This is a genomic window from Geodermatophilus sp. CPCC 205761 (assembly GCF_051383655.1).
Taxonomy (GTDB): Bacteria; Actinomycetota; Actinomycetes; order Mycobacteriales; family Geodermatophilaceae; genus Geodermatophilus.
On record NZ_JALPKQ010000014.1, the window covers coordinates 1 to 26,767 of the forward strand.

Below are 26,767 nucleotides of genomic sequence, written 5' to 3' on the forward strand. Positions count from 1 at the left end.
CCGGCACCGCCCCAGCCGAGAACCGGTCCTGCACCGGGCAAAGGTTGGCAGCCGCGGCACTAGCTGCGGCGCTGGTCGGGGGGCGGGAAGTCGGCGTGCCGGTGCACCAGCCACCACTGGCCGTCGAGCCGCCGGTACACGTGGGTGGCGCGGATGGTCATGGGCCGCGGCTCACCACCGTCGACGCGGACCACGCCCTTCTCCATGCCGACCGTGTACGCCAGGTCGCCCCGCACCTCGACGACGTCGTAGGTGGGCGTGAGGCCCCCGTCGCTGAACCGGCTGCCCACCCACTGGAAGGTGGTGGTCACCGCCTCGTGGCCCTTCTCGATGGGCCCCCAGGCACCGAAGAGCGTGACGTCGTCCGACCGGGCCCACAGGGCCGCGTACGGCCCGGGGTCGCCGGAACCCATCGCCTGCAGCGCCTTCGCCGTCCGCTCCAGGGTCGCGGTGAAGTCCGGGTCCACGTCCACTCCTCCCCGGCGGACCCGTCGTGCAGCCCGCCGTCCCCCAGCACCGTGGACGGCCAGGGTCCTCCCGGCCGCGGACCCGCGGAACCCCGCGGCGGCGTGTCACGTTCCGCGGCGCCGTCCCGTCTCCCTGTGCACACCCGATGGAGAGGACGACCGCCATGGCCCGCATCTCGCTCGACCCGCCCCGCACCCGCCTGAACCGGCTCGCCGAGTGGTACGCCCGCCGCACCTTCGGCGTGGTGCCCGAACCGTTCTCCGCCATGGCGCACAACCGGCGGGTGCTGGTCACCGACAGCCGGTTCGAGACCTCCCTCGCGCGCTGGAACGAGCTCGACCCGACCCTGAAGGCGCTGGCCGTCATGGCCTCCGCCGTCCACATCGGCTGCTCCTGGTGCGTGGACTTCGGCTACTGGATCAGCACCCGGGAGGGCGTGGACCCCGTCAAGCTGCGGGCGGTCCCGACGTGGCGGGACAGCGACGTCTTCACCGACCTGGAGCGGGACGTGATGGCCTACGCCGAGGCCATGAGCACCACACCGCTCGCCGTCACCGACGAGATGGTGGCCGGTCTGCGGCGCCGGCTGGACGACGCCGCCCTGGTGGAGCTGACGATGATGGTCGCCGTGGAGAACACCCGGTCGCGGTTCAACAGCGCGCTCGGCCTCACCAGCCAGGGCTTCCGGGACCGCTGCGAGCTCCCCGCCCGGGCATGACCGGCACCGACGCGCTGGCGCCCTTCGACCGGCACCGGCGGCTGCTGTTCACCGTCGCCTACCAGATGCTCGGCAGCGTGGCCGACGCCGAGGACGTCGTCCAGGACACCTGGCTGCGGTGGTCGGCGACCGACCGGGGCGACGTCGCCGACCCGCGGGCCTACCTGGTGCGGATCACCTCCCGGCTGGCCCTCGACCGGCTGGACTCCGCGCGCAGCCGCCGGGAGAGCTACGTCGGCCCGTGGCTGCCCGAGCCGCTGCTCACCGGGTCCGCCCCGGTCGCGGGCGCCGCTCCTCCACGCGACCCCGACGAGGCGGCGGTGCTCGGCGAGCAGGTCTCGCTGGCGCTCCTGGTCGTCCTCGAGACGCTGTCCCCGGCCGAGCGGGCCGTCTTCGTGCTGCGGGAGGTGTTCGGGCTGCCGGCCGCGGAGGTGGCCGCGGTCCTGGGCCGCAGCGAGGCCGCCGTCCGGCAGACCGCGCACCGCGCGCGCGAGCACGTGCAGGCCCGCCAGCCCCGCTTCGACGCCGACCGGTCCGCGCAGCGGGAGGTGACCGAGCGCTTCCTCGCCGCCTGCGCCGGTGGGGACGTCGACGCGCTCCTCGCCGCGCTCGCGCCGGACGTGGTGCTGGTGACCGACGGCGGGGGCAAGGCGAAGGCGGCGCTGCGGCCGATCGCGGGCGCGGAGAAGGTGCTCCGCTTCCTCCTCGCGACCACGACGCAGGGCCAGGCGATCGAGGGCCTGCGGGCCGAGGTCGTCGACGTCAACGGCCAGCCGGCCGTCGTCGCGTGGGTCGGGGACGAGCCCTACGTGACGATGTCCCTGGTGCTGGTCGACGGGCTGGTCCAGCAGGTGCTCGTCGTCCGCAACCCGGACAAGCTGCGCGGGCTGGTCCTGCCCTGACAGCCCTCGTGCAGGAACCGGCCGCGAGCCGCCGGGACCGGAGGGGCCTTCTTCTAGGCTCCCGCGGGTGACCTCCCCACAGCCCCGCAGCCCGGCCGAGCACGTCGAGCGCGCCCTGTGCGTGCTCGCCCACCCCGACGACGTCGACTTCGGCAGCGCCGGCACAGTCGCCACCTGGACGGCGGCGGGCACCGAGGTCACCTACTGCATCGTCACCGACGGGGACGCGGGCGGCCACGACGAGACGCCGCGCGAGGAGATGGGTCCGCTGCGGCGGGCCGAGCAGCAGGCCGCGGCCAAGGTCGTCGGGTGCGAGGACGTCCGGTTCCTCGGCTACCCCGACGGCCGGCTGGAGCTGACCCTGGACCTGCGCCGCGACATCAGCCGGGTCATCCGGCAGGTCCGGCCGCAGCGGGTGCTCACCAGCTCCCCCGAGCGGTTCTGGGAGCGGATCGGGGCGAGCCACCCCGACCACATGACCGTCGGGGAGTCCACGATGCGGGCGGTCTACCCCGACGCCCGCAACCCGTTCGCCTTCCCGGAACTGCTGGCCGAGGAGGGGCTCGAGGCCTGGACGGTGCCCGAGGTCTGGCTGACCGCCAGTCCGCGCGCCGACCACGTCGTCGACGTGACCGACGTGGTGGAGCTGAAGTTCGCGGCGCTCAAGAGCCACGTCACGCAGGTCAGCCACATGACCGGGCTCGAGGAGTTCGTCACCGGGTGGATGCGGGAGACCGGCCGCCGGCTGGGCCTGCCCCCGGGCCGGCTGGGCGAGGCCTTCCACGTCGTGTACACGGCCTGACGACGCAGCGGAGCCGCCGCGCACCCGGAAACCCTCGTGGAACGCGTGACTCCGGTTCGTAACCGGCCCTCGGTTCCACTCGACCCGTCCAGCACACCAGCGACGGGAGACCCATGACACTGACCACGCCCGAGGAGGGCCGGCCGGACCCGGCCGCCGCCGCGCAGATCGTCGAACGCGGGATCGGCCGGCGCGCCTTCGTCCAGGCCGCGCTCGCCGCCGGGGCGGTGCTCGGCGCCGGCGTCGCGGTCGCCTCGCCGGCGTCAGCCGCCCCCCGCACGACCACCCGCCTGCCCCGCGAGATCCTGCAGCCGGGCCGGGGCCCGATCGACGGCGAGGTCTACCTGCAGTCCCTCCCGGACGAGGTCCGCTGGGGCTACCTGCCCCGCGTCGGCGACGCCCCGGTCGCGTCGGTGCGCTCGGGCGGCACGCTCACTGTCGACACGGTCAGTCACGAGGGGATCCTCGAGGACCAGGGCCGCGACCCGGCCGCCTTCTTCGCCGGGCACGGCGTCCCCCGGGAGCACGTGCTGGACGACGCGGTCGCCGTCGCGGCCGGGTACGACCGGCACCCGCGCAACTTCGACACCGACGGGCCGCACGTGGTCACCGGTCCGGTGTGGGTGGAGGGCGCCGAGCCCGGCGACGTGCTCAAGGTCGAGACGCTGAGCGCCCTGCCCCGGGTGCCCTACGGCGTCGTCTCCAGCCGCCACGGCCGCGGCGCCCTGTCGGCCGGCTTCCTCCCGCCGGCCGGCGAGCTGCGCCCGGAGGAGGTCATGCCGACGACGCCCGACGGCCGCAGCACCCGCGACCCCCTGCGCTACAACAACGTGTCCACCTTCACGCCGCTGGAGGACGGCCGGGACGGCGCCCGGGCGCACCTCCCCGTCGGCAGCCGGGGCCGCGTGGCCTGGCCGGTCGACCCGTTCGCCGGCCTGATGGCGGTCGCCACCGTCGCCGACGCCCCGGCGCTGAACGACGCGCTGGTGAACTCCATCCCACCGACCGTGGGCGGCGGGAACATCGACGTGCGGCTGCTGAACGTCGGCTCGGCGTTCTACCTGCCCGTCGTCGCCCCGGGCGCCCTGTTCTCCGTCGGCGACCCGCACATGTCGATGGGGAACGGCGAGGTGGCGCTCACCGCGCTGGAGGGTTCGCTCCGGCTCACCTACCGGCTGACGGTGTGCAAGCCGGGGTCGGGCGACGCACCGTCGGTCGCCTACCGGTACCCGTTCGGCGAGACGCCGGACGCCTGGGTGCCGATCGGGCTCTCCGACCCCGACGGGTCGCGCGGCGGCCAGGTGAGCGACCTCGACACCGCCAGCCGGCGCGCGGTGCTCAACGCGCTGGACTTCCTGCAGGACGACCTCGGCATGGACCGCGCCGTCGCCTACGCCTACCTGTCGGCGGCCGCGGACTTCATGGTGTCGCAGGTCGTCGACCGGACCGTCGGCGTGCACGCGGTGATCCCCAAGAGCCACTTCGGCTGAGGGCCGGCCGAGCGGGGCCTCCCTCGGCGCCTCTGAGGGGCAGAGATGGCCATCTCTGCCCCTCAGAGCAGGCGGTTGGTCGCCGCCCAGCGGGTGAGCTCGTTGCGGTTGGACAGCTGCAGCTTGCGCAGCACGTTCGACGCGTGCGACTCGACCGTCTTCACCGAGATGAACAGCCGGGAGCCGATCTCGCGGTAGGTGTAGCCGCGGGCCAGGAGCTGCATGACCTCCCGCTCGCGGGCGCTGAGCAGGTCCAGACCGGGGTCGGTGGCCGGGTCCGCCTGCGCCGCCGGAGCCGACGAGGAGGTCGCGGCGAACGCGTCGAGCACGAAGCCGGCCAGCCGCGGGCTGAAGACGACGTCGCCCTCGGCGACCCGGTTCACCGCGTCGCGGAGGTCCGGTCCGGAGATCGTCTTGGTGACGTACCCGCGGGCACCGGCGCGGATGACGGCGATCACGTCCTCGGCCGCGTCGGACACCGACAGCGCGAGCCAGCGCACAGAGGGCAGCTCGCCGCGCAGCGCCTCGAGCACCGCGTGCCCGCCGCCGCCGGGCAGGTGCACGTCGAGCAGGACGACGTCAGGCACCGTCGTCCGGATGCCCTCGATCGCGGTGGACACGTCGGGGGCCTCGCCGACCACCGTCACGGCGTCGCCGAGCTCGGCGCGCACGCCGGAGCGCACCATCGCGTGGTCGTCGACGAGGAAGACGCGCGTCCCGGCCGGCGCGGCCGCCGACGTCACGCCGCCTCCCTGGGCAGGAACAGCTCCACCTCGGTCCCCTCTCCCGGCGACGACCGGACGGTCGCCGACCCCCCGACCCGGTCCAGCCGGCCGGTGACCGAGTCGCGCAGCCCGCGCCGGTCGGCCGGCACGGACGACGGGTCGAACCCGGCACCCCGGTCGCGCACGAAGACGGCCACCCGCTGCGGGGTGACCTCGGTGTAGAGGTCGGCCGACGTCGCACCCGAGTGCTTGGCCGCGTTGACCAGCGCCTCCCGGGTGGCGGCGCCGAGGGCGGCGAGCGCCTCGTCGACCGGGGCGTCGCCGACGACCACGGACTCCACGGTCAGCGCGTGGTCCGCCTCCACGTCGGCGACCACCCCCGAGACGAGGGCGGACCAGGTGCCCTCGGCGGCCTTCTCCGGCTCGTAGAGCCAGGTGCGCAGCTCACGCTCCTGGCTGCGGGCCAGCCGCGCCACCGCCTTGGGGTCCTCGGCGTGCCGCTGGATGAGCGCGAGGGTCTGCAGCACCGAGTCGTGCAGGTGCGCCGCGACCGCGGCCCGCTCCTCCGAGCGGACCCGGGCGGTGCGCTCGGCCTCCCGGGAGGCGAGCAGCCGGCGCCACAGCGGCGCCGTCGCCAGGGTCACGCCGACGAGGATCACCAGCGTGGCGGCGAAGCCGTTGCGGGCGTTGGTCAGCTGCCCGGTCGTGGCCAGCAGCAGCACCAGGCCGACCGCGCCGAGCGCGATCCCGCCGGCGAGCACCCACGGCACGCCCGGCTGGGCGAGGGTGCGGTCGGTGTCCAGCTGCCGCCAGATGACCGCCAATCCGGAGCCGACCAGCAGCAGGGGGAGGACGAGGTCGCTGTTGCCCCAGGTGGCCATGTTGGTGACCAGCACCAGCGCCCCGACCCCGAGCAGGCTCAGCCCGAGCGCCTGCCGGCGGCTGGGCTCCTCGCCCGGCGCGGCGGCGGAGGGCTCGGCGTCGACGGCGGCGACGGGCATGAAGAACCACAGCAGCGCGTACACGACGACGCCGATGCCGGTCACCGCGAGGGCGACGAGGGCGATCCGGACGACGAGCGGGTCCAGCCGCAGGTGGACCGCCGTCCCCGCGGCGACGCCGGCCAGCAGCCGCCCCGAGCGCGGCCGCGCCAGCGGCGGGCGCTGCGGCACGAGGGCAGTCGTCGTCACGCTGTCGATCGTCGCACCACGCGGCCCCGGCTCGACACCGGTGACCACCCTGGAAGGGGGACCAGGGTCGATTGGGGGCGTTCCCTGATGTCCGAGGCGCCCGTCGCGTCGCAGGCTCTGTGGCATGACGTCCGTACCCCCTCCTCCCCCCGCACCACCCGCTCCCCCACCGCTCGACCCGCCGGCCGCCGAGTACGCGTTCCCGCCCGGCCCGCAGGTCCGCCCGCCGCTGCGACGAAGCGGCACCGACAAGGTCATCGGCGGCGTCTCCGGCGGCCTGGCCGAGTACACCGGCATCGACGCGCTGCTGTGGCGGGTCGGCTTCGTCGCCCTGGCCCTCGCCGGCCCGGGCATCCCCGTCTACCTGCTGCTGTGGATCTTCATGTCGGCCGGCTCGGGCGGCGGCATCGGGGCGTCCCGCGCCGGCCGCGTCAAGGCGCCGGCCGGCCCGCGCTCCCCGGTGCCGGGGATCACGGTGGCCGGGCTGCTGATCGTCGTCGGGACGATGGTGCTGATCAGCCGGTTCACCGACTGGTCCGTCGCCCCGCGGTTCGTGCTCGGCTCGGCCCTGCTGGTGGTCGGTCTCGGCCTGGTGGCCGCGGCCTTCTCCGGTGGACGGCGGGCCAAGGGCGGCCTGATCGCCCTCGGCGCCCTCCTCTCCGTCGCGCTCATCGCGGTGACCGCCGAGCCGTGGCGGAACATCGAGGGCGGCGTCGGTGACCGCACGTACCACCCGACGACCGCCGACGCCGTCCGGCCGGTGTACAGCGGAGGCGTCGGGGACGTGGTCCTCGACCTCTCCGACATCGACCTGAGCGACCTGGACGGCGCGATCACCACCCGGCTCGACGCCGGCGTGGGGGACGTCGAGATCCGGGTCCCCCGCTCGGCCGACGTCCGGGTCGAGGCGAACAGCGGCATCGGCAGCATCGAGGTCTTCGGCGACCGGACCTCCGACGGCGGCCTGTTCCCCGGACAGGGCTCCGCGGCCTGGACCGGTGACGACGACCCCGAGATCGTCCTGGACATCGACGCCGGCATCGGCGACGTGGAGGTGACCCGTGCCTGACTACAGCGAGTTCCCGACGACGCCCACCGCCTGGCAGGAGCAGGCCTGGCAGGACGTGGCCCCGCTGGCCCTCGAGGACCCGGCTCCGCCGCCGCCCCAGCGCCGCGGTGTCGACCTCGCCGCCCTGGTCCCCGGACTGGCGTTCTGCATCCTGGCCATCGTCCTGATGGCCGGTGCGGTGGTCCCGTTCGGCCTGGTGGCCGAGGGTGGCCTGCTGTGGCTGCTGCTCATCGGGGCCGGCGTGGCCCTGCTGCTCAGCGAGGTCCGGAAGGCCCGCCGCCGGAGGGGCTGAGCCCCGCGGGGGCGGACGGGTGGAGGGCCCGGGGAGCACATCGCTCCCCGGGCCCTCCGGCGTCCTCAGCCGGCGACGCGGGCGCAGAAGGCCAGCGCCCGCTCCCAGAACACCTCGGTGGCGGCCGCGTCGTGCTCGCCGGGCAGGCTGGGATCGGTGAACAGGTGCCCGGCGACGGGGTGCTCGACGAACTCGACCTCCGCGCCGCTGCTCCGCACGTCGGCGAGGAAGCCGTCGACCCACTCCTGGACGCGGTGCGGGTCCCGCTCGCCGTAGTGCAGCTGGACGGGCACCCCCGCCGGCCAGGCGCCGGCGCCGAGCACCGCCACCGGCAGCGCGCCGGACACGAGCAGCGCCCCGGCGCAGCGCCGCTGCGTGGCGACGTACTCGGCCATCCCGGCGCCGTTGGAGAACCCGGCCGCGACGAAGCCGTCGGGCAGCTCCCCGACCGCGTCCAGTGCCAGCTGCATGAGCGCCGGGAAGCCGACCGCGTCGACGTGCGCGCCGGCCTCCGCGTAGTCGTCGAACACCCGGCCGCCGTACTGGTCGACGACGAGCACCTCGTGCCCGGCGGCCCGCAGCCGGGCGGCGGCGTCGGTGATCCCCGGGCGGACGCCGAGGACGGAGTGGAAGAGCGCGATCGAGGCCATGCCGCCAGCCTGGCCCAGCCCACTGACATCCAGACCTGCGAACCGGGGGCCATCAGCCTCTGATCGCCACGACTGCGCAGGTCTCGGCGCCCCGCCCAGGCCGGGTCAGACCGGGCTCACTCCCACTCGATGGTGCCCGGCGGCTTGCTGGTGACGTCGAGGACGACGCGGTTGACCTCGCGCACCTCGTTGGTGATCCGCGTGGAGATGCGGGCCAGCACGTCGTAGGGCAGCCGGGTCCAGTCGGCGGTCATCGCGTCCTCGCTGGACACCGGCCGCAGCACGATCGGGTGCCCGTAGGTCCGCCCGTCGCCCTGGACACCCACCGACCGGACGTCGGCCAGCAGCACGACCGGGCACTGCCAGATCTCGCGGTCCAGGCCGGCGGCGGTCAGCTCGGCGCGGGCGATCGCGTCGGCCTGCCGGAGCACGTCGAGGCGCTCCTGGGTGACCTCGCCGACGATGCGGATGCCCAGCCCCGGCCCCGGGAACGGCTGCCGCCACACCAGCGACTCGGGCAGCCCGAGCTGCAGGCCGACCTCGCGCACCTCGTCCTTGAACAGGGTCCGCAGCGGCTCGACGAGGGTGAAGGTCAGGTCCTCGGGCAGCCCGCCGACGTTGTGGTGGCTCTTGATGTTCGCCGTCCCGGTGCCGCCGCCGGACTCGACGACGTCGGGGTACAGCGTGCCCTGCACGAGGAAGTCGACGGCCTCGCCGTGCGCCTGGGCGTCGTGGACGACGTCGAGCGCGGCCTGCTCGAAGACGCGGATGAACTCCCGGCCGATGATCTTCCGCTTCTGCTCCGGGTCGCTCACCCCGGCCAGCGCGGACAGGAACTGCTCGCGGGCGTCGACCACGCGCAGGTCGGCGCCGGTGACCGCGACGAAGTCCCGCTCGATCTGCTCGGTCTCGCCCGCCCGCATGAGGCCGTGGTCGACGTAGACGCAGGTCAGCCGGTCGCCGATGGCCCGCTGCACGAGCGCGGCGGCGACGGCGGAGTCGACCCCGCCCGACAGCGCGCACAGCGCCCGCCGGTCGCCGACCTGGGCCCGGATCCGCTCGACCTGCTCCTCGACGACGTTGGCCATCGTCCAGGTGGGCTCGAGGCCGGCGATGTCGAAGAGGAAGTGCTCGAGCACCGTCTGGCCGTGCGCGGTGTGCCGCACCTCGGGGTGGAACTGGACCCCGGCCAGCTTGCGGTCGACGTCCTCGAAGGCCGCGACCGGCGCCCCGGTGGAGGTGGCGGTGACGGTGAAGCCGGGCGGGGCGGTGCTGACGGCGTCCCCGTGGCTCATCCACACCGACTGCTCGACCGGCAGCGACCCGAACAGCCTGGCCTGCGTGGTGACCGTGAGCGGGGTGCCGCCGTACTCGCGGTCGCCGGTGTGCGCGACCGTCCCGCCCAGGCTCTGCGCCATCGCCTGGAAGCCGTAGCAGATGCCGAACGCCGGCACCCCGGCCTCGAACAGGGTCGGGTCGACCTGCGGGGCACCCTCGGCGTAGACGCTGGACGGCCCGCCGGAGAGCACGATCGCGGCCGGCTTGCGGGCGACGATCTCCTCGGCCGGGACGTCGGAGGGCACGATCTCGGAGTACACGCCGGCCTCGCGGATCCGCCGGGCGATCAGCTGCGCGTACTGGGCGCCGAAGTCGACGACGAGCACGGTCGGGAAGTCCATCAGCCGGCGCCGTTCCCGCCGATGACGAGGTCGACCCGCTGGAACTCCTTGAGGTCGCGGTAGCCGGTCTTGGCCATGGTGCGCGCCAGCGCGCCGAACAGGTTGGTGCGGCCGTCCGCCGTCTCCGCCGGGCCCAGGAGCACCTGCTCCAGCGACCCGTTCGGGGCCACCGGCGCGGACGTGCCGCCGCGCGGCAGACGCGGGTGGGCGGCCACGGAGTCCCACCAGATGCCGCCCCCGGGCGCCTCGGCCGCGGTGCGCAGCGGCTCGCCGAGCTGGACGGCGTCCGCGCCGCAGGCCAGCGCTCGGGCGATGGCGCCGCTCGTCTCGATCCGGCCGTTGGCGATCACGTGCACGTACCGGCCGCCGGTCTCGTCCAGGTAGTCGCGGCGGGCGGCGGCCGCGTCGACGATCGCGCTGGCCAGCGGCACCCGCACGCCCATGACGGCGTCGCCGGTCGAGAAGCTGTCCGCGCCCACGCCGACGATCACGCCGGCCGCGCCGGTGCGCATGAGGTGCAACGCGGTCTGGTAGTTGGCCGCGCCGCCGACGATCACCGGCACGTCGAGGTCGGCGATGAACTCCTTGAGGTTGAGCGCGTCCCCCTGGCTGGTGACGTGCTCGGCGGAGACGATCGTGCCCTGGATGACCAGCAGGTCCACCCCGGCCGCCAGCACCGTGGGCGCCAGCTGCACGGTGTGCTGCGGCGAGACGCGCACCGCGGTGGTGACGCCGGCGTCGCGCATCTCCTTGATGCGGGCGGTGATCAGGTCCGGCTTCACCGGCTCGCAGTAGATCTCCTGCAGCAGCGACACGGGCGGGGCGACCTCGCCGGCCGCCTCGCGCAGCTGCCGGTAGGCCGGCATCGGGTCGTCGTAGCGGGTCCACAGGCCCTCGGCGTTGAGCACGCCGAGGCCGCCGGCCTGCCCGACGGCGATCGCGGTCGCGGGGCTGACCACGGCGTCCGAGGGGCTGGTCACCAGGGGGATGTCGAACCGGAAGGCGTCGATCTGCCAGGCCGTCGAGACGTCGTCGACGTCCCGCGTGCGCCGGGACGGCACGATCGAGACCTCGTCGAGGTCGTAGCCGCGGCGGGCGAAGCGGTTGAGCCCGATCTCGACGGTGTCACGCGTGGGCATGCTCAGCGCCCCCTGTAGTTCGGTGCTTCCACCGTCATCTGGATGTCGTGCGGGTGGCTCTCCACGAGCCCGGCCGAGGTGATGCGGGTCAGCTGGCCGCGGTCCTGCAGGTCCTCGACGGTCGACGCACCGGCGTAGCCCATCGAGGCCCGCAGCCCGCCGACCAGCTGGTGCGCCACGCCGGCCAGCGGGCCGCGGTAGGGCACCTGACCCTCGATGCCCTCGGGGACGAGCTTGTCGTCGGAGAGGACGTCGTCGGCGAAGTAGCGGTCCCGGCTGTAGGACTGGTTGCCGCGCTTCTGCATCGCGCCCAGCGACCCCATGCCGCGGTAGGTCTTGTACTGCTTGCCGTTGACGAAGACCAGCTCGCCGGGGGCCTCCTCGACGCCGGCGAACAGGCCGCCGATCATCACCGTGGACGCGCCGGCGACCAGGGCCTTGGCGATGTCGCCGGAGTACTGCAGGCCGCCGTCGGCGATCACCGGGATGCCGGCCGGCCGCGCCGCCAGCGCCGCCTCGTAGATGGCGGTGACCTGGGGGACGCCGACACCGGCGACCACCCGCGTGGTGCAGATCGAGCCCGGGCCGACACCGACCTTCACCGCGTCCGCCCCGGCGTCGACCAGCGCCTGCGCGCCGGCCCGCGTGGCGACGTTGCCGCCGACCACCTGGACGCCGAAGTCGGCCTTGACCCGCGTGACCATCTCCAGCACCGCGCGCTGGTGGCCGTGCGCGGTGTCGACGACGAGCACGTCGACCCCGGCGTCGACCAGGAGCCCGGCCCGCTTGTAGGCGTCCTCGCCCACGCCGAGCGCGGCGCCGACGACCAGCCGGCCGTCGGCGTCCTTGGTCGCGTTCGGGTACTGGTCGCGCTTGACGAAGTCCTTGACGGTGATCAGCCCGCGCAGCCGGCCCGCGTCGTCGACCAGCGGCAACTTCTCCACCTTGTGCTTCGACAGCAGCCGCAGGGCGGTGTCGGCGTCCACGCCGACCGGGGCAGTGATCAGCGGCATCGGCGTCATCACGTCGCGGACCAGCACCGACTGGTCGGTCTCGAACCGCATGTCGCGGTTGGTGACGATGCCCAGCAGGACGCCGTCGGCGTCGACCACGGGCGCGCCGGAGATGCGGTAGCGGGCGGAGAGCGCGTCCACCTCGGCGAGGGTGTTGTCCGGCGAGCAGGTCACCGGGTTGGTGACCATGCCGGCCTCGGAGCGCTTGACCAGGTCGACCTGGCCGGCCTGCTCCTCGGCGGCGAGGTTGCGGTGCAGGACCCCCACGCCGCCGACACGGGCCATGGCGATCGCCATGCGCGCCTCGGTCACCGTGTCCATCGCGCTGGACACCAGCGGCACGGCCAGCCGGATGCCCCTGGTCAGCTGGCTGCTGGTGTCCACCTCGGCCGGGACGACGTCGGACTCACCGGGGATGAGCAGGACGTCGTCGTAGGTCAGGCCGAGCGGCGCGAACTTCGCCGGCAGCTCGGGGACGAACTGGTCGGGCTGCATGGATGCCGCCACCCCTCCGGATCGGCCGGCACCCTCCTGGGCGCGCGGGGAGCCGACGTCGATCGTAGGCGGCGACGTCCGGGGCTCGATGTGATCCCCGTCAGGCCACTACCGTGGGGACCGCGCGCGGGCGGGCGAGCCCGCGCAGAGGCACAGCAACCTGGTGAACGCACCGACGAGCGCCAGCGAGGAGGCAGCGTGAACCCGTTCGACGACACGGCCGGCCCCGACTTCGGGCCCGCCGACCAGCCGGGGCCCCCGCCGCTGACCATGGAGGAACGGGCCGGCGTGCTGGACGACCTCGCCGAGCTGGAGGTCTTCCGGACGCTGCTGGAGCCGACCGGCATCAAGGGCATCGTCGTCGACTGCCCCGACTGCGACGAGGAGCACCACGTCGACTGGGCCCTGATGCAGGCCAACCTGCGCCAGCTCCTGGAGGAGGGCCAGACCGGCCGGCACGAGCCCCCGTTCGACCCCGACCCCGACGACTACGTCAGCTGGGACTACGCCAGCGGGTACGCCGACGGGATCGCCGCGATGGCCGACCGCGAGGAGCCCGGTGGCGAGGGCCGCGGCGGGAAGCACGCCCGCGAGGACTGAGGAGAGGGGCCCCGCTGCCCCCGCCCCTCGCACGCTCGGGGCGGGCCCCTGCAGCGGGGCCGGAACAGGTTGAGGGCCCCCTCCCGGTGACCGGGAGAGGGCCCTCGTCGTCGTGGCGCTACGACCGTCGTGGCGCTACGACATCATGCCGCGGCGGAAGCCGGTGGCCACCGCCTCGGCGCGGTCCTTGGCCCCGAGCTTGCGGAACAGCCGGCGGGCGTGGGTCTTGATGGTGTCCTCGGACAGGTAGAGCTCCCGGCCGATCTGGGCGTTGCTCTTGCCCTGGCTCATGCCGGTGAGCACCTGCATCTCCCGCATCGACAGGCTGACCTGAGCGGCCTCGCGGACCGTCGAGCGCACCGTCGTCGGGGCGGCTCCGGCCAGCGCGGTGGCGCCGTTCCAGGACGGCACCATGCCCGCCGAGGCGGAGGCGCCGACCGAGGCCAGCGGCACCGGCTGGTGCGGGATCGCCGGCGCGGGACCCCGGCCGTCGACGCGCAGGCCGACGCGGGACAGGCCCAGACCCATCTCCAGGGCGCTGGCGTCCCACCGCAGGTACCCGCGGGCACCGACGGAGACCGCCGCGCGGACGGTCTCGGCGTCGTCGGGCGCACCGAGCACCAGGACGGGCAGCCGGGGGTGGGCCCGCAGCGCCTGGGTGGCGACCGTCAGCCCGGAGTCCATGGCCCGCTGGGTGCCGATGAGGAGCACGTCGGGCATCCGCGTGGCCAGCCGGGACATGAGGGCCGCGGCGTCGCCGACGACCTCCACGCGGCCGACGAACGGCAGCGCCACCAGCCGGCCCGCGATGTCGTCGCGGACCCGACGCCGCTCGTCGTAGACCCACACGGTCGTCGTCCCGTGTCCGGGACCCCGCATCCTGTCGTCGATCACGCCTGCTCCTCGCTCTCCCGACCGCTCGTTGCCGGTCGGGTGCCACCGCCCGGATCCCCCGGCCGGGTGTCGCTCGGGCGGTCGATCCCCTGCCCGGGGTCCCCCGCCGTCGCCGTGGCTGTGCCGGGCTCTGGCGGGTGTCCCACGCCGGAGGTCGGCACGCCCTGCAGTCACCTTGATCGACTACAGGTGGTGTGGACAGCCGCTCTCACCCAGCGGGGGGAGACGACATCCGAGAAAATGCGGGGTCACGGTGTGTTTGACCCGCGGAGGCCTCGGGCACCGGCCCCTTGCAGCCGGACCGCCCCCTCCGGCTCGCACCGAGCCGAGGAGGACGAATGGCCGACATCCGCCGCCTGCCCACGCCCGTTGCCGAAGTCTGGGACTGGCAGCTGCACGGATCCTGCCGTGGCGAGAGCACGGCGCTGTTCTTCCACCCCGACGGTGAGCGCGGTCCCGCCCGGGCCCGTCGTCAGGCGGCCGCCAAGGCCGTGTGCGCCCGCTGCCCCGTCATCGACGCCTGCCTCAAGCACGCGCTGTCGGTCCGCGAGCCCTACGGGGTGTGGGGCGGGATGAGCGAGGAGGAGCGGGCCCGGCTGATCGCCGCGGAGCCCGCCGCCGTCGCCGCGGGGGTCTGACGCCCACCAGAGACGCCGAGAGGGCCGGTCCAGCGACTGCTGGACCGGCCCTCTCTCGTGTCTGCGTCGACGCCGCCTCAGGTGTTGATCATCGGCACGTGGTCGCGCGACGCGGCGGAGCGCGCCGCCACGTGCCGATGATCAACACCGGTCGCGCTCAGCTCAGTGGCTGTGCCCGTGGCCGTGCGAGTGGCCGTGCGTGTGGTGCCCGGCGCCGGCGTGGTCGTGCTCCTCCTCAGGAGCCTCGACGACGGCGGAGTCGGTGGTGAGCACCATCGCGGCGATCGAGACGGCGTTGCCGAGCGCGGCCTTGGTGACCTTGACCGGGTCGATGACGCCCTGGGCGGCCAGGTCGCCGTACTCGCCGGTGGCGGCGTTGAAGCCGGAGCCCTTCCCGGCGTCGCGGACCTTGCTCACCACGACCTGGCCCTCGAAGCCGGCGTTGCCGGCGATGCGGGCCAGCGGGGCGTCCAGCGCCCGCCGGACGACCTGGGCCCCGGTCAGCTCGTCACCGGTGAGGTCCAGGGCGTCGATCGCGGTGGCCGCGTGCACCAGCGCCGAGCCGCCACCGGGGACGACGCCCTCCTCCACCGCGGCGCGGGTGGCGGCGATGGCGTCCTCGATCCGGTGCTTCTTCTCCTTCATCTCGACCTCGGTGGCCGCCCCGACGCGGATGACGCCGATGCCGCCGGCCAGCTTGGCCAGCCGCTCCTGCAGCTTCTCGCGGTCCCAGTCGGAGTCGGTCGCGTCGATCTCGCGGCGGATCTGGGCCACGCGGTCGCCGATGCCCTCGGAGGTGCCGCCGCCGTCGACGATCGTGGTGTTGTCCTTGTCGACGGTGACCCGCCGGGCGGTGCCCAGGACCTCGAGGCCGACCTGGTCGAGCTTCAGGCCGACGTCCTCGCTGACCACCTGGCCGCCGGTGACGACGGCGAGGTCGGTCATGAAGGCCTTGCGCCGGTCGCCGAAGTACGGCGACTTCACCGCGACGACCTTGATCGTCTTGCGGATGGAGTTGACGACCAGGGTCGACAGCGCCTCACCCTCGACGTCCTCGGCGACGATCAGCAGCGGGCGGCTGCCGGTGGAGAGGATCTTCTCCAGCAGCGGGAGCAGGTCGGCCAGGGCGCTGACCTTGCCGCTGACCAGGAGCACGAGAGCGTCCTCGAGGACGGCCTCCATGGCCTCCTGGTCGGTGACGAAGTACGGCGACAGGTAGCCCTTGTCGAACTGCACGCCCTCGGTCACCTCGAGGTCGGTGGAGAGGGTGTTGCTCTCCTCGACGGTGATGACGCCGTCCTTGCCGACCTTCTCCATCGCCTCGCCGATCAGCTGACCGACCTCGGCGTCCTGCGCGGAGATCGTCGCGACCTCGGCGATGGACTGCTGGTCGGAGACCGGGATGGCGACCTCGTCGAGCGCCGCGGAGACGGCGTCGGCGGCGGCGCGCATGCCGGCGCCGAGGGCCGTCGGGCTGGCGCCGGCCGCGACGTTGCGCATGCCCTCGTGCACCAGCGCCTGGGCCAGGACGGTCGCGGTGGTGGTGCCGTCGCCGGCGACGTCGTTGGTCTTGGTGGCGACGTTCTTGGCCAGCTGGGCGCCGAGGTTCTCGAACGGGTCGTCGAGCTCCACCTCGCGGGCGATGGTGACGCCGTCGTTGGTGATGGTGGGAGCGCCGAACTTCTTGTCGAGGACGACGTTGCGCCCACGCGGGCCGAGGGTGACCTTGACCGCGTCGGCCAGCTTGTCCACACCGCGCTCGAGCGCGCGGCGGGCGTCCTCGTTGAACTTGATGATCTTGGCCATGGGGCCCTTCCGATCAGGGTGCGGGGTCAGACGACGACCGCCCCGGGACCCGGTGAAATCGGGTCGCCGGGGCGGTCGAGGCGGAGCTGTTCAGCTCAGGGAGGCGGAGAGGTCACTTCTCCACGACGGCGAGCAGGTCGCGGGCGGAGAGCACGAGGTACTCCTCGCCGGCGTACTTGACCTCGGTGCCGCCGTACTTGGAGTAGATGACCACGTCGCCGACCTGGACGTCGAGCGGGACGCGGTTGCCGTTGTCGTCGACGCGGCCGGGGCCCACGGCCACGACCGTGCCCTCCTGCGGCTTCTCCTTGGCGGTGTCCGGGATGACCAGGCCGGAGGCGGTGGTGGTCTCGGCCTCGTTGGCCTGGACCACGACGCGGTCCTCCAGCGGCTTGATGGTGACCTTGGTAGCGGTCGTCACGTCGGTGACGCCCCCTTCGGTGTCGATCGGCTGGGTCGGGTGGAGCTGATGCTGTGGCACGGGATCCGGGCCTGCCGTCGCGGGGGTCAGGCACCTGCCCGTGTCGATTTGGCACTCTACCCACGAGAGTGCCAGCCGCTCAACCGGGGTCCCCCGAGCGGGGACCGAGCCGTGCGCCAGTCTGTCCCCGTGCCCGACGACGCGCTGGCCCAGCTCCGCTGGTTGCGCACCCCCGAGGGGGCCGCGGCCGCCGCCCGGGCCGCCGTCCTGCTGGCCGAGGGCAGCGACCTGCTGACCGGCCTGGCCCGGCTGCGCGCGGAGGTGGGCCCCGAGCACGCCGGCCCGGCCTGGGAGCTGGCCCGGCTGCGGGCGCGGGCGCGGCCGGCCTTCGGCGCCGACGCCGACGTCCTGTTCCTCACCGCGGACACCCTGGAGCAGGCCGGCCGCCCCGCGCTGGCTGCCCGGCGGGCACGCCGGCTGCTGGCGGACACCGCAGACGGGTGGGGCGTCGACAGCGTGGCCGACCTCGGCTGCGCGTCGGGCACCGACACGGTGGCGCTCGCGCGGGCCGGCGCCCGCGTGCTCGCCGTAGACCTGGACCCGCTGGCCCGCGAGCTCACCGCCGCCAACGCCGAGGTGCTGGGGCTGTCCGACCAGGTGTGGGTGGTCGCGGGCGACGCCGTCGAGCTGGTCGACGCCGCCCGCGGTGGCGAGGTGGCCGGGTGCGCCGGCGCCGTCCTCGACCCCGCACGCAGGGCCGGCGGACGGCGCCTCCTGGACCCCGACCGCTGGTCCCCGCCCTGGTCGACGGTGGCCGCGCTGCTCGACCGGGCGCCGCACGCCGTCGTCAAGGTGGCGCCCGGCCTGGACCACGACCGGGTGCCCACCGGGGTCGAGGCGGAGTGGGTGTCGGCCGGGGGCTCGATCGTCGAGGCGCTGCTGTGGGGGCGCGGCCGCTCGACGGCCTGGCGGCGGGCGTCGCTGGTGCGGGGCGACGAGGTGCTGGAGCTGACGGCGGACGCCGACCCCGGACCCGCTCCGGCCGGCCCGGTCCGCGGCTGGCTGCACGAGCCGGATCCCGCGGTGATCCGGTCGGGGCTGGTGTCGGTGGTCGCCGCCGAGCTCGACGCCACGCTGGTCGACCCGACGATCGCCTACCTGACCTCGGACGCGCCGGCCGGCTCCGCCTGGGTCTCCTCGTACCGGGTCGACGAGGTGCTGCCGTTCAACCTGAAGAAGCTCAAGGCGCTCCTGCGGACCCGGGGTGTCGGCCGGGTGGTGGTGAAGAAGCGCGGCTCGCCGATCGAGCCGGAGGCGCTGGTGCGGCAGCTGCGCGGACCCGGTGCGGGGTCGGCGGTCGTCGTCGTCACCCGGGTCGCCGGTGCCCCGACCGCCCTCGTCTGCGACCTCACCTGAGGGCCGAAGTGGCCACTTCGGCCCCTACCGGGTGACGACGTCGATCGGCAGGGAGCTGTCGGCGCCGACGTCCGGGGCGGACGGCGGCACGCCCGCCTCCACCAGCCGCGAGCCGAGCGCGGCGACCATCGCGCCGTTGTCCGTGCACAGCCGCGGGCTGGGCACCCGGAGCACGATGCCGGCCTCCGCGCAGCGCTCCTCCGCGAGCGCGCGCAGCCGCGAGTTGGCCGCCACCCCGCCGCCGAGCACCAGGTGGTCGACGCCGGAGTCCTGGCAGGCGCGGACGGCCTTCCTCGTCAGCACGTCCGCGACCGCCTCCTGGAACGAGGCCGCGACGTCGGCCACCGGGACCGGCTCCCCCGCCCGCTCCCGGACCTCCACCCAGCGGGCGACGGCGGTCTTCAGGCCGGAGAACGAGAAGTCGTAGGGCGCGTCCCGCGGACCGGTCAGCCCGCGCGGGAAGTCGATGGCGTGCGTGTCGCCGTCGCGGGCGGCCCGGTCGATGGGCGGGCCGCCGGGGAACGGCATGCCCAGCACGCGGGCGACCTTGTCGAAGGCCTCCCCCGCGGCGTCGTCGATGGTGCGGCCGAGCGACTGCACTTCGCGGGCGAGGTCGGGGACGAGCAGCAGCGAGCTGTGCCCGCCGGAGACCAGCAGCGCCAGCGACGGCTCGGCCAGCCGGCCGTGCTGCAGCTCGTCGACGGCGACGTGAGCGGCCAGGTGGTTGACCCCGTACAGCGGGACGCCGAGGGCCAGCGCGTAGGCCTTGGCCGCGGCCAGCCCGACCAGCAGCGCGCCGGTCAGCCCCGGACCGGCGGTCACCGCCACCGCGTCGACGTCGGAGGCCCGCACGCCTGCCTCGGCCAGCGCGCGGTGCACGGTCGGCACCATCGCCTCCAGGTGCGCCCGGGAGGCGATCTCCGGGACGACGCCGCCGAACCGCTCGTGCTCGGCCACGGAGGTGGCCAGCGCGTCCGACAGCAGCGTCTGCCCACGGACCAGCCCGACGCCGGTCTCGTCGCACGAGGTCTCGAACCCCAGGACCAACGGCTGGTCAGCCACGCACCCTCTCCCGCTTCATCACCACGGCGTCCGCGCCGCTGGGCTGGTAGTAGCCGCGCCGCCGGCCGATCTCGGCGAACCCGCGGCGCCGGTAGAGCCCCTGGGCCACCTCGTTGTCGGCGCGCACCTCCAGCAGCACCACCGGGCTCCCCCGCCGGTCGGCCTCGGCCAGCAGCGCGTCGAGCAGCCGGGCGCCGATCCCCTCGCCCTGCCGGTCGGTCGCCACCCCGATGGTGGCCACGTGCGCCTCGTCGTCGTAGGCGATCAGGCCCGCGTAGCCGACGACCCGGCCGTCGTCCTCGGCGACGAGGTAGTGCCGGGTGTCGGTGCGGGCCAGCTCGTCGCGGTACATCGCCGCCGTCCAGGTGTCCGGGGCGAACAGCTCCTCCTCCAGCGCCAGGACGGCGGTCAGGTCGGTCAGCCGCATCGGCCGCAGTCCCTCGCTCACGTCGTCGTCACCGGCTTGAACGACGTCGGCGGGACGGCGTCCGGGCGGCGCAGGTACAGCGGCACCAGCGGGCCGGCGGACGACGGGTCGGCCAGCTGGGCTGCGGCCGCGCGCAGCAGCCCCGCCGTCGTCACCTCGGCCGGGGCGACCTCGACGCCGAGCCGCTCGGCGAAGCGCGGGTCGCCGACCACCGGGCCCTCGGCGGTCAGCTCCTCCGGCCGCGCCACCCCGGGGCCGCCCGTGCGCACGCCGTCGGCGCCGTAGGCGGCCCAGTAGACCTCCTTGCGCCGGGCGTCGGTGACCACCGTGCGGGCACCGGAGCCGACGGCGTCCAGCGAGCAGACGCCGAGGGCCGGGACGCCGCGGGCGTCGGCCAGCGCCGCCGCGGTCACCACGCCGACCCGCAGCCCGGTGAAGGGTCCCGGGCCCAGCCCGGTGACGACCGCGTCGAGCGCGGCGACCGTGGTCCCGGCCTCGGCGAGCACCTCGGCGACCGCGATGGTCAGCAGCTCGGCGTGCCGGTTCCCCGAGGGCACCGCCCGCTCGGCGAGCACCTCGACCGCACCCTCCGGCGACCGGCGCGCCAGGCCGGCGACCAGCGTCGGGGTGGCGGTGTCGAGAGCGAGGACGAGCACGACCGACGAGGTTACGCAGCGCCGTCCAGGCGCTGCTCCCAGCTCGGGCCGTGCGGCACGAGCAGCGCCGTCCGGACGTCGTCGTCGCGGCGGTCCAGCCGGACCTCGAGGTGCTCGTCGGCCAGTTGCTCGACCAGCCCCTGCCCCCACTCGACGACGGTGACGGAGTCGGAGACGGTCACGTCCAGGTCCAGGTCGTCGACGTCGGCCACGCTGCCCAGCCGGTAGGCGTCGACGTGCACCAGCGGCAGCCGGCCGCCCCGGTGCACGCGGGCGATGACGAACGTCGGCGAGGTCACCGGCTCCCGGACGCCGAGGGCCGCGCCGACGCCCTGGGTGAACGCGGTCTTGCCCGCGCCGAGCGGCCCGACCACCACCACCAGGTCGCCCGGGCGCACCAGCTCGGCGAGTGCCGCGCCCAGCGCCCGGGTGTCCTCCGGGGAGGGCAGCAGGTGCTCCCGCCTCACGCCAGGCTCTCCGCGACCGCGGTGAGGTCGGCCAGCAGGCCCGCCCGCGGCGCGCCGTTGGGGCCGAACCGGATCGCCGCCGACGGGTGGTACGTCGCCCAGACGGCGCGGCGGTCCACCTCGTGCGGGCGCCCGCGGACCGCGGCCAGCACCGTCCGGGGGCCGAGGAACCACTTCGCCGACGACAGGCCGAGGGCGACCACCACCGGCGGGTCGAGCAGCTCCAGCTGGCGGCGCAGCCAGCCGCTGCACCGGGCCACCTCCGGGGCCTTCGGCGTCCGGTTGCCCGGCGGGCGGCACTTCACCACGTTGAGGACGGCGGCCGCACCGCGGTCGAGGCCGGCCTCGGCGAGCAGCTGGTCGAGCAGCGCGCCCGACCGCCCGACGAACGGCCGCCCCGTCTCGTCCTCGGTCGCCCCGGGGGCCTCGCCCACGAGCGCGAACCGGGGCCGGCCGGCCGCCGGCACGTCCCCGACGACCACGTGCTGCCGGCTCGCGGCCAGCTCGGGGCAGGCGACGCAGGGGCGCGCGGCCGCGGCCAGCGCCGGCCAGTCGGGCGCAGCGGCGGCGACGCGGGCGACCTCCTCGGCGGCGGCGTCGAACCGGGGCGGTCGGGGGGCGGCCACGGGGGCCACCCTACGAGCCGCCCACGGAGCGGCCCTTCCCCGCCCGGGCCGCCCGGTGGGACCGTTCCCCCGACGACCGCTGCACCGGGAGGTGGACGGCCATGACCGGGCCCCGCTCCGCGAGCGAGCTCGACCTGTACGAGGTCGCGTACCTCTCCGGCGGCCCGGCGCGGGTGGTGGACACCGCGCTGGTCGCCCTGGTGCTGGCCGGCCGGGTCCGCGCCCCCTCGCCGGGGCTGCTGGCCGCCGTCCGGCCCACCCGCCGGCACCCGGTGGAGGCGGCGGTGCTCGACGCGGTGGGGACGCACGGACACCGCTCGGCCGACACGATCCAGTGGCGTGCCACGGGCGACGACCGGCTGACCGCCGTCGGCGCGCGGCTCACCGAGGCCGGCCTGCTCCGCCGGGCCGCCGTCGCCCGGCTGCTGCACCCGGCGGCGGCAGCCGCCCCCACCCCGGCGGGCAGGCGGGTGCTCGCCGAGGCCGCGGCGGTGCTGGCCGGCCGTGGTCCCGCCGGCGAGGTGGCGCTGGGCGGGCGACAGGCCATGACCGACGCCGGGCTGCGCGAGCGGGTCTTCGAGCGGCCGGCCGCCGCGACCGAGCCGACCGGCACCGGGCTGCGCCGCCGGTTCGCGCCCGCACCCGCCGCCCCACCCGACGGACGGCTCGACCGGCACCAGAACGCCCACACCGGGTGGTACGCGCCCGGCGGGCCGGCCAACCCCGGCGGCACGTGGACGCCCTACGGCGGACTCTGATCAGCGGCCGGCGGCGGCCGGCAGCTCGGCGACCACCCGGCGCAGCAGCCCCGAGATCGCCGCGGTGACCACATCGGGCTGCTCGAGCAGCACCATGTGCCCGGCGTCGGGGACGACGACGTACTCGCTGTCGGGCAGCCGCTCCACGATCGCCTCGCTGTGCTCGCCCGGGATGAGGGTGTCCCGGTCGCCGGTGAGCACCAGGGTCGGCACCGCGCGCAGCGGCTCGAGTGCGGCCGTGTGGTCCATGCCGGCCAGCGCCGGGTAGAACTCCGCGATCACCTCGACCGGCGTGCCGGCGATCATCGAGTCGACGTAGCGGCCCAGGGCGGGGTCGACGTCGGCGGAGGCGAACGACAGCGACCACGTGACGTGCGAGATCAGGTCGGCGGCCAGCCGGCGGGTGCGCTCGGCGAACGCCGGCCTCCGGCGCATCGTGAACGCCGCGACCGGGAAGAGCGCCGCCCGGACCCGGGTGAGCAGCTCCGGCATGCCGAAGTCGAGGTCGGCGAGGTTGCCGCTGGACGTGCTCAGCAGCGCGGCGCCGACGATCTTCGTGCCGAACAGCTCCGGCCGCAGCGCCGCCAGCGCCATGACCGTCATCCCGCCCATCGAGTGGCCGACGAGCACCACCGGCCCGCGCGGCGCCCGCGACTCGACGACCCGCGCCAGGTCGCGGCCCAGCTGCTCCATCGTCGAGTGCTCGGCAGGCCCGCGGCCGGAGGCGCCGTGGCCGCGCTGGTCGTAGAAGACCAGCCGGGCCGTGGGGCGCGAGCCGTTGGCCGTGGCGAGCTCCGCGCCCAGCGCCCGCCGCTGGAAGGTCCACGACGCCATCGAGATCGTGTAGCCGTGCACGAAGACGACGGTCAGCGGCGCGTCGGCCGGGCCGACCTCCTCCACGTCGAGCAGCACGCCGTCGTCGGCCAGCACCAGCGCCGTCCGGTCGGCCGGCCGGGCCGCGGCGCCCAGCGGGTCGTCCTCGCGCAGCTCGGCGTCCGAGGCCCCGGCCGGCAGCCCGGCCGCCGACCCCAGCCGCTCGGCCCCCACCCGGCGGGCCGCGGCCCGGCTGACCGCGACGCCGACCGCGGTACCCGCGGCGGCCAGGCCGAGGACGGCGCCGACGATCCCGACCCGGTGGTGGTGCCCGGTGCGCTTGGCGGGCTTGCGGGCCGCCATCAGACCGCCCCCGCCGAGCCGACGTGCCGGCGGACGAAGCGGCCCCCGATCCGGGTGACCAGCTCGTAGTGGATGGTGTCGACGGCGTCGGCCCACTGCTGCGCCGTCGGCTCGCCCCGGTCCCCCGGCCCCCACAGCAGGACCTCGTCGCCGGCCCGCACCTCGGCGTCGCCCACGTCGAGCACGAACTGGTCCATGCAGACCCGGCCGGCGATCGTCCACTGCGCCCCGGCGGCGAGGACGGGGGCGCGGTTCCCGGCCGCCCGCGGCACGCCGTCGGCGTAGCCGACCGGCACGAGGACGAGCGTGGTCTCGGCCTCCGGGAAGTAGGTGTGCCCGTAGGAGACGCCGACGCCGGCCGGCACCCGCTTGGTCAGCGCGACCGACGCCCGCACCGTCATCGCCGGGCGCAGCCCGTGGACCGCGGGGTCCCCGCCGAGCGGGTCGAGGCCGTAGATCGCGACGCCCGGCCGGACCATGTCGTACCAGGTCTCGGGCAGCGCGACGGTGGCCGCGGAGTTGGCCAGGTGCAGCCGGGCGTCGGTCAGCCCGGCCGCCCGCCCGATCGCGACCGCCTCCTCGAACACGCGGACCTGCGCGCCGATGGTCGGGTGCGTGGGGGCGTCGGCGTAGGCCATGTGGCTCCACAGCCCGACCACCTCGACCTCGCCGTCGGCCTGAGCGCGGGCCGCCGCGGCGACGAGGCCGGGCCAGTCGGCCTCGGTGGCCCCCTCGCGGGACAGCCCGGTGTCGGCGAACAGGTGGAGCTGGGCGGTGCGGCCGGTGGCACGGGCCGCCGCGACCACCTCGGCCAGGCCCCACTCCGCGTTGACCGACAGCTCGACGTCGGCGGTGAGCGCGGCGGCGTAGTCGGTGCCCGGCGTGTGCAGCCAGGCGAGCACCGGAGCGGTGACGCCGGCCGCGCGCAGCGCCAGCGCCTCCTCCAGGACCGCGACCCCCAGCGCGTCGGCGCCCCCCGCCAGCGCGGCCCGGGCGGCCGGCACCATGCCGTGCCCGTAGCCGTCGGCCTTGACCACGGCCATCAGCGGCCGGCCGACGCGCTCGCGCAGCGCGGCGGTGTTGGCGGCGATGGCGTCGAGATCGACCACCACCTCCGCGCGGGCTCGGTTCGTCACGTCCCCTCCTCGCGTGCGCTCGTCGGAGACGTGCCGGATCGTGCTGTGCCTCCGCGTGACCTCGCGAGCTCGGTCACGCCGTCGAGTCTCCCAGGCCGGCGGCCGGCTCCCCGTGCAGGCGGGCCAGCGTCGCAGGCAGCCGGCGCACCAGGTCGCCGGCGATCAGCGGCCCGCCCTCGGCCGCCACCTGCCCCGCCCGCCCGTGCACGTGCGCGGCGACCGCGGCCGCCTCCACGGCCGGCAGCCCGGTGGCCAGCAACGCCCCGCCGATGCCGGAGAGGACGTCGCCGGTGCCGGCCGTCGCCAGCCAGGGGGTGCCGGTGCCGTTGACGTAGGCGGTGCCGTCGGGGCCGGCGACCACGGTGGCGTCGCCCTTGAGCAGGACGACGGCACCCAGGTCGGCGGCCAGGCGGCGGGCCGCGGTGATCCGGTCGTCCCCGACCTCCTGACCGAACCGCGCGAACTCCCGGTCGTGCGGGGTGAGCACGGTCGGCGCGGTCCGGTCGCGCACCAGGGCGGGGTCCTGCGCCGCCATCGTCAGCGCGTCGGCGTCCACCAGCACCGGCAGGTCGGTGGCCAGCACCTCGGCCAGCACGCTGCGGGCGTCGTCGTCGGTGCCCATGCCGGGGCCGACCACCCATGCCTGCACCCGGCCGGCGTCGCTCGGCCGGCCCGCGGTCACGATCGTCTCCGGCCAGGCGGCCCGCACGCCGTCGGCCGCCGTCCCGGCGTAGCGGACCAGCCCCGGTCGGGTGCGCAGCGCCGCCCCCGTGCAGAGGACGGCGGCCCCCGGGTAGGTGGCGGAGCCCGCCACGACACCGACGACGCCCTGCGTGTACTTGTCGTCGCCCGCGTGCGGCGGCCGGATGCGGGCCGCGGCGTCGGCGTCGGTCAGCCGGTGCACCGAGGCGGCCGGCAGGTCCAGCCCGATGTCGACGAGGTGGACGGCGCCGGCGTACCCGCGGCCCTCCCCCACCACCAGGCCGGCCTTGACCGCGCCGAAGGTGACCGTGTGCTGGGCCGGGAACGCCGCGCCGGGGACCGCGCCCGTGCTCGCGTCCACGCCGCTCGGCACGTCCACGGCGACCATCAGGCCCGGGCCGGTCGCGGCCCGCTCTACCAGCGCCGCGGCCGCCGGGCGCAGGCCACCGGTGCCGCCGATGCCGACGATCCCGTCCAGGACGAGGTCGGCGCGGTCCAGCCCGGTCGGCGCGCCCGGCGCGGTGACCCGGCCGCCGGCGGCGCGCAGGGCCGCCAGGCCTGCGGCGTGCGCGCGCTCGGCGTCCAGGAGGACGGCGGTCACCCGGGCGCCGCGCCGGGCCAGCTGCGCGCCGGCGAACAGGGCGTCGCCACCGTTGTTGCCCGCACCGACCAAGGCGGTGACCCGCACGCCGTGTGCTCGGCCGAGCAGCCGCAGGCAGACCGTGGCCAGGCCCGTCGCGGCCCGCTGCATGAGCTCGCCCTCGCGGGTCGCGGCCAGCAGCGGCGCCTCGGCGTCGCGGACCTCCCCGGCGGTGAAGAGCGGGATCACGCCTCGGCGCCCCGCGGCACGCCCTCGGCGACGACCACCGCGGAGGCGATCCCGCCGTCGTGACTCAGCGACACGTGCCACGAGGTGACGCCGAGCATCGCGGCGCGGCCGGCGACCGTGCCCCGGACCTCCAGGTGCGGTCGGCCGCGGTCGCCGACGCACACCTCGGCGTCGTGCCACTGCAGGTCGCCGGGGGCGCCGAGTGCCTTGGCCACGGCCTCCTTGGCGGCGAACCGGGCGGCCAGCGACTCCCCGCTGCGGGGCGTGCCAGACGGCGTGCTCTGCTCGGCGGCGGTGAACAGCCGGTCGCGCAGCCCGGGGGTGCGGGTCAGCGACTCGGCGAAGCGGTCCACCGGCACCACGTCGATCCCCACGCCGATGATCACGACGATCAGTCTGCCGTGCCGCCGCGCACCCCGCCGTCCCGCCCGTCCGGCCGTGCAGGGTGGTGGACGGACCGTCCGGCCGGCCGGCGGACCGCTCAGGCCGGGACGGGGGCCGGAAGGCCCGGATGGCGTCCG

The 26,767-nt window shown here is 75.6% G+C and carries 29 protein-coding genes; 10 read left to right on the forward strand and 19 right to left on the reverse strand.

Features of this window, described 5'->3' with window-relative positions:
* Positions 1-59: 59 nt before the first annotated feature.
* Complete coding sequence (locus tag MY526_RS10585) at positions 60-467, reverse strand: YybH family protein (protein ID WP_436695347.1); 408 nt, start codon at positions 465-467, stop codon at positions 60-62.
* A 164-nt stretch (positions 468-631) separates the two neighbouring features.
* Here MY526_RS10585 and MY526_RS10590 point away from each other — a divergent pair, with 164 nt between their 5' ends.
* The 4 genes from MY526_RS10590 (at position 632) to MY526_RS10605 (ending at position 4,380) form a co-directional block, all read left to right on the forward strand.
* Positions 632-1,186, forward strand: coding sequence for a carboxymuconolactone decarboxylase family protein (locus MY526_RS10590; RefSeq protein ID WP_436695346.1), 555 nt, complete (start codon positions 632-634; stop codon positions 1,184-1,186).
* Positions 1,183-2,088 (forward strand): RNA polymerase sigma factor SigJ, encoded by a 906-nt coding sequence (sigJ, locus tag MY526_RS10595; RefSeq protein WP_436695345.1) that lies wholly within the window; start codon positions 1,183-1,185, stop codon positions 2,086-2,088. Before MY526_RS10590 ends, sigJ begins: the two co-directional genes overlap by 4 nt.
* A gap of 67 nt (positions 2,089-2,155) precedes the next feature.
* Positions 2,156-2,890 (forward strand): PIG-L deacetylase family protein, encoded by a 735-nt coding sequence (locus MY526_RS10600; RefSeq protein ID WP_436695344.1) that lies wholly within the window; start codon positions 2,156-2,158, stop codon positions 2,888-2,890.
* Between the two features lie 113 nt (positions 2,891-3,003).
* Positions 3,004-4,380, forward strand: a complete 1,377-nt coding sequence (locus MY526_RS10605) for an acetamidase/formamidase family protein (protein WP_436695343.1) — start codon at positions 3,004-3,006, stop codon at positions 4,378-4,380.
* A gap of 62 nt (positions 4,381-4,442) precedes the next feature.
* Here the strand turns inward: MY526_RS10605 and MY526_RS10610 are convergent, their stop codons facing one another.
* Positions 4,443-5,123 (reverse strand): response regulator, encoded by a 681-nt coding sequence (locus MY526_RS10610; protein WP_436703860.1) that lies wholly within the window; start codon positions 5,121-5,123, stop codon positions 4,443-4,445.
* The gene (locus MY526_RS10615; protein ID WP_436695341.1) at positions 5,120-6,295 is read right to left on the reverse strand and encodes an ATP-binding protein; all 1,176 of its coding nucleotides are present in this window, start codon (positions 6,293-6,295) and stop codon (positions 5,120-5,122) included. The genes MY526_RS10610 and MY526_RS10615 overlap by 4 nt, the downstream gene beginning before the upstream one ends.
* A 124-nt stretch (positions 6,296-6,419) precedes the next feature.
* Between MY526_RS10615 and MY526_RS10620 the strand changes: the two genes are divergently transcribed.
* Positions 6,420-7,364, forward strand: a complete 945-nt coding sequence (locus MY526_RS10620; RefSeq protein ID WP_436703861.1) for a PspC domain-containing protein — start codon at positions 6,420-6,422, stop codon at positions 7,362-7,364.
* Positions 7,357-7,656 carry a hypothetical protein gene (locus MY526_RS10625; RefSeq protein WP_436703862.1) on the forward strand — a complete coding sequence of 100 codons (300 nt, stop codon included), beginning with the start codon at positions 7,357-7,359 and terminating at the stop codon, positions 7,654-7,656. Before MY526_RS10620 ends, MY526_RS10625 begins: the two co-directional genes overlap by 8 nt.
* A gap of 65 nt (positions 7,657-7,721) precedes the next feature.
* Here MY526_RS10625 and MY526_RS10630 read toward each other — a convergent pair whose 3' ends face one another.
* The 4 genes from MY526_RS10630 to guaB form a co-directional block, all read right to left on the reverse strand.
* Positions 7,722-8,306: a dienelactone hydrolase family protein gene (locus MY526_RS10630; RefSeq protein WP_436695338.1), complete on the reverse strand. Its 585-nt coding sequence runs from the start codon at positions 8,304-8,306 to the stop codon at positions 7,722-7,724.
* Positions 8,307-8,422: 116 nt separating this feature from the next.
* Positions 8,423-9,985: a glutamine-hydrolyzing GMP synthase gene (gene guaA, locus MY526_RS10635; RefSeq protein ID WP_436695337.1), complete on the reverse strand. Its 1,563-nt coding sequence runs from the start codon at positions 9,983-9,985 to the stop codon at positions 8,423-8,425.
* On the reverse strand, positions 9,985-11,124 hold the full coding sequence (locus tag MY526_RS10640) for a GuaB3 family IMP dehydrogenase-related protein (protein WP_436695336.1): 1,140 nt from the start codon (positions 11,122-11,124) through the stop codon (positions 9,985-9,987). The genes guaA and MY526_RS10640 overlap by 1 nt, the downstream gene beginning before the upstream one ends.
* 2 nt (positions 11,125-11,126) lie before the next feature.
* Positions 11,127-12,632, reverse strand: coding sequence for an IMP dehydrogenase (gene guaB / locus MY526_RS10645; RefSeq protein WP_436695335.1), 1,506 nt, complete (start codon positions 12,630-12,632; stop codon positions 11,127-11,129).
* Between the two features lie 198 nt (positions 12,633-12,830).
* On the opposite strand from guaB, the gene MY526_RS10650 reads away from it, so the two are divergent.
* Positions 12,831-13,232 (forward strand): DUF5319 family protein, encoded by a 402-nt coding sequence (locus MY526_RS10650; RefSeq protein WP_436695334.1) that lies wholly within the window; start codon positions 12,831-12,833, stop codon positions 13,230-13,232.
* A gap of 135 nt (positions 13,233-13,367) precedes the next feature.
* Here MY526_RS10650 and MY526_RS10655 read toward each other — a convergent pair whose 3' ends face one another.
* Positions 13,368-14,126, reverse strand: coding sequence for a response regulator transcription factor (locus MY526_RS10655; protein ID WP_436695333.1), 759 nt, complete (start codon positions 14,124-14,126; stop codon positions 13,368-13,370).
* 338 nt (positions 14,127-14,464) lie between these two features.
* Between MY526_RS10655 and MY526_RS10660 the strand changes: the two genes are divergently transcribed.
* On the forward strand, positions 14,465-14,764 hold the full coding sequence (locus tag MY526_RS10660) for a WhiB family transcriptional regulator (RefSeq protein ID WP_436695332.1): 300 nt from the start codon (positions 14,465-14,467) through the stop codon (positions 14,762-14,764).
* A 162-nt stretch (positions 14,765-14,926) separates the two neighbouring features.
* Here the strand turns inward: MY526_RS10660 and groL are convergent, their stop codons facing one another.
* Both groL and groES read right to left on the reverse strand, forming a co-directional pair.
* Positions 14,927-16,570: a chaperonin GroEL gene (gene groL / locus MY526_RS10665; RefSeq protein ID WP_436695331.1), complete on the reverse strand. Its 1,644-nt coding sequence runs from the start codon at positions 16,568-16,570 to the stop codon at positions 14,927-14,929.
* 112 nt (positions 16,571-16,682) lie between these two features.
* On the reverse strand, positions 16,683-16,991 hold the full coding sequence (gene groES, locus MY526_RS10670; RefSeq protein WP_436695330.1) for a co-chaperone GroES: 309 nt from the start codon (positions 16,989-16,991) through the stop codon (positions 16,683-16,685).
* A 189-nt stretch (positions 16,992-17,180) separates the two neighbouring features.
* On the opposite strand from groES, the gene MY526_RS10675 reads away from it, so the two are divergent.
* Positions 17,181-18,407 (forward strand): THUMP-like domain-containing protein, encoded by a 1,227-nt coding sequence (locus tag MY526_RS10675; protein WP_436703863.1) that lies wholly within the window; start codon positions 17,181-17,183, stop codon positions 18,405-18,407.
* 24 nt (positions 18,408-18,431) lie between these two features.
* On the opposite strand, the gene tsaD is transcribed toward MY526_RS10675, so the two are convergent.
* The 5 genes from tsaD to MY526_RS10700 are packed head-to-tail and all read right to left on the reverse strand — an operon-like array spanning position 18,432 to position 21,645.
* The gene (tsaD, locus tag MY526_RS10680) at positions 18,432-19,469 is read right to left on the reverse strand and encodes a tRNA (adenosine(37)-N6)-threonylcarbamoyltransferase complex transferase subunit TsaD (RefSeq protein ID WP_436703864.1); all 1,038 of its coding nucleotides are present in this window, start codon (positions 19,467-19,469) and stop codon (positions 18,432-18,434) included.
* Positions 19,462-19,917 carry a ribosomal protein S18-alanine N-acetyltransferase gene (gene rimI, locus MY526_RS10685; RefSeq protein WP_436695327.1) on the reverse strand — a complete coding sequence of 152 codons (456 nt, stop codon included), beginning with the start codon at positions 19,915-19,917 and terminating at the stop codon, positions 19,462-19,464. Before rimI ends, tsaD begins: the two co-directional genes overlap by 8 nt.
* Positions 19,914-20,552, reverse strand: a complete 639-nt coding sequence (gene tsaB, locus MY526_RS10690) for a tRNA (adenosine(37)-N6)-threonylcarbamoyltransferase complex dimerization subunit type 1 TsaB (protein ID WP_436703865.1) — start codon at positions 20,550-20,552, stop codon at positions 19,914-19,916. The genes rimI and tsaB overlap by 4 nt, the downstream gene beginning before the upstream one ends.
* Positions 20,553-20,563: 11 nt before the next feature.
* On the reverse strand, positions 20,564-21,019 hold the full coding sequence (tsaE, locus tag MY526_RS10695) for a tRNA (adenosine(37)-N6)-threonylcarbamoyltransferase complex ATPase subunit type 1 TsaE (RefSeq protein WP_436703866.1): 456 nt from the start codon (positions 21,017-21,019) through the stop codon (positions 20,564-20,566).
* The gene (locus tag MY526_RS10700) at positions 21,016-21,645 is read right to left on the reverse strand and encodes a uracil-DNA glycosylase (protein ID WP_436703867.1); all 630 of its coding nucleotides are present in this window, start codon (positions 21,643-21,645) and stop codon (positions 21,016-21,018) included. The genes tsaE and MY526_RS10700 overlap by 4 nt, the downstream gene beginning before the upstream one ends.
* A gap of 101 nt (positions 21,646-21,746) precedes the next feature.
* Between MY526_RS10700 and MY526_RS10705 the strand changes: the two genes are divergently transcribed.
* On the forward strand, positions 21,747-22,403 hold the full coding sequence (locus MY526_RS10705; protein WP_436703868.1) for a TIGR04222 domain-containing membrane protein: 657 nt from the start codon (positions 21,747-21,749) through the stop codon (positions 22,401-22,403).
* Here the strand turns inward: MY526_RS10705 and MY526_RS10710 are convergent, their stop codons facing one another.
* The 4 genes from MY526_RS10710 to MY526_RS10725 form a co-directional block, all read right to left on the reverse strand.
* Positions 22,404-23,579, reverse strand: coding sequence for an alpha/beta fold hydrolase (locus MY526_RS10710; protein ID WP_436703869.1), 1,176 nt, complete (start codon positions 23,577-23,579; stop codon positions 22,404-22,406).
* Positions 23,579-24,715, reverse strand: coding sequence for an alanine racemase (gene alr, locus MY526_RS10715; RefSeq protein ID WP_436695321.1), 1,137 nt, complete (start codon positions 24,713-24,715; stop codon positions 23,579-23,581). Before alr ends, MY526_RS10710 begins: the two co-directional genes overlap by 1 nt.
* A 73-nt stretch (positions 24,716-24,788) precedes the next feature.
* Positions 24,789-26,246 carry an NAD(P)H-hydrate dehydratase gene (locus tag MY526_RS10720; RefSeq protein WP_436703870.1) on the reverse strand — a complete coding sequence of 486 codons (1,458 nt, stop codon included), beginning with the start codon at positions 26,244-26,246 and terminating at the stop codon, positions 24,789-24,791.
* Positions 26,243-26,632, reverse strand: coding sequence for a holo-ACP synthase (locus MY526_RS10725; protein ID WP_436692619.1), 390 nt, complete (start codon positions 26,630-26,632; stop codon positions 26,243-26,245). Before MY526_RS10725 ends, MY526_RS10720 begins: the two co-directional genes overlap by 4 nt.
* Positions 26,633-26,767 lie beyond the last annotated feature (135 nt).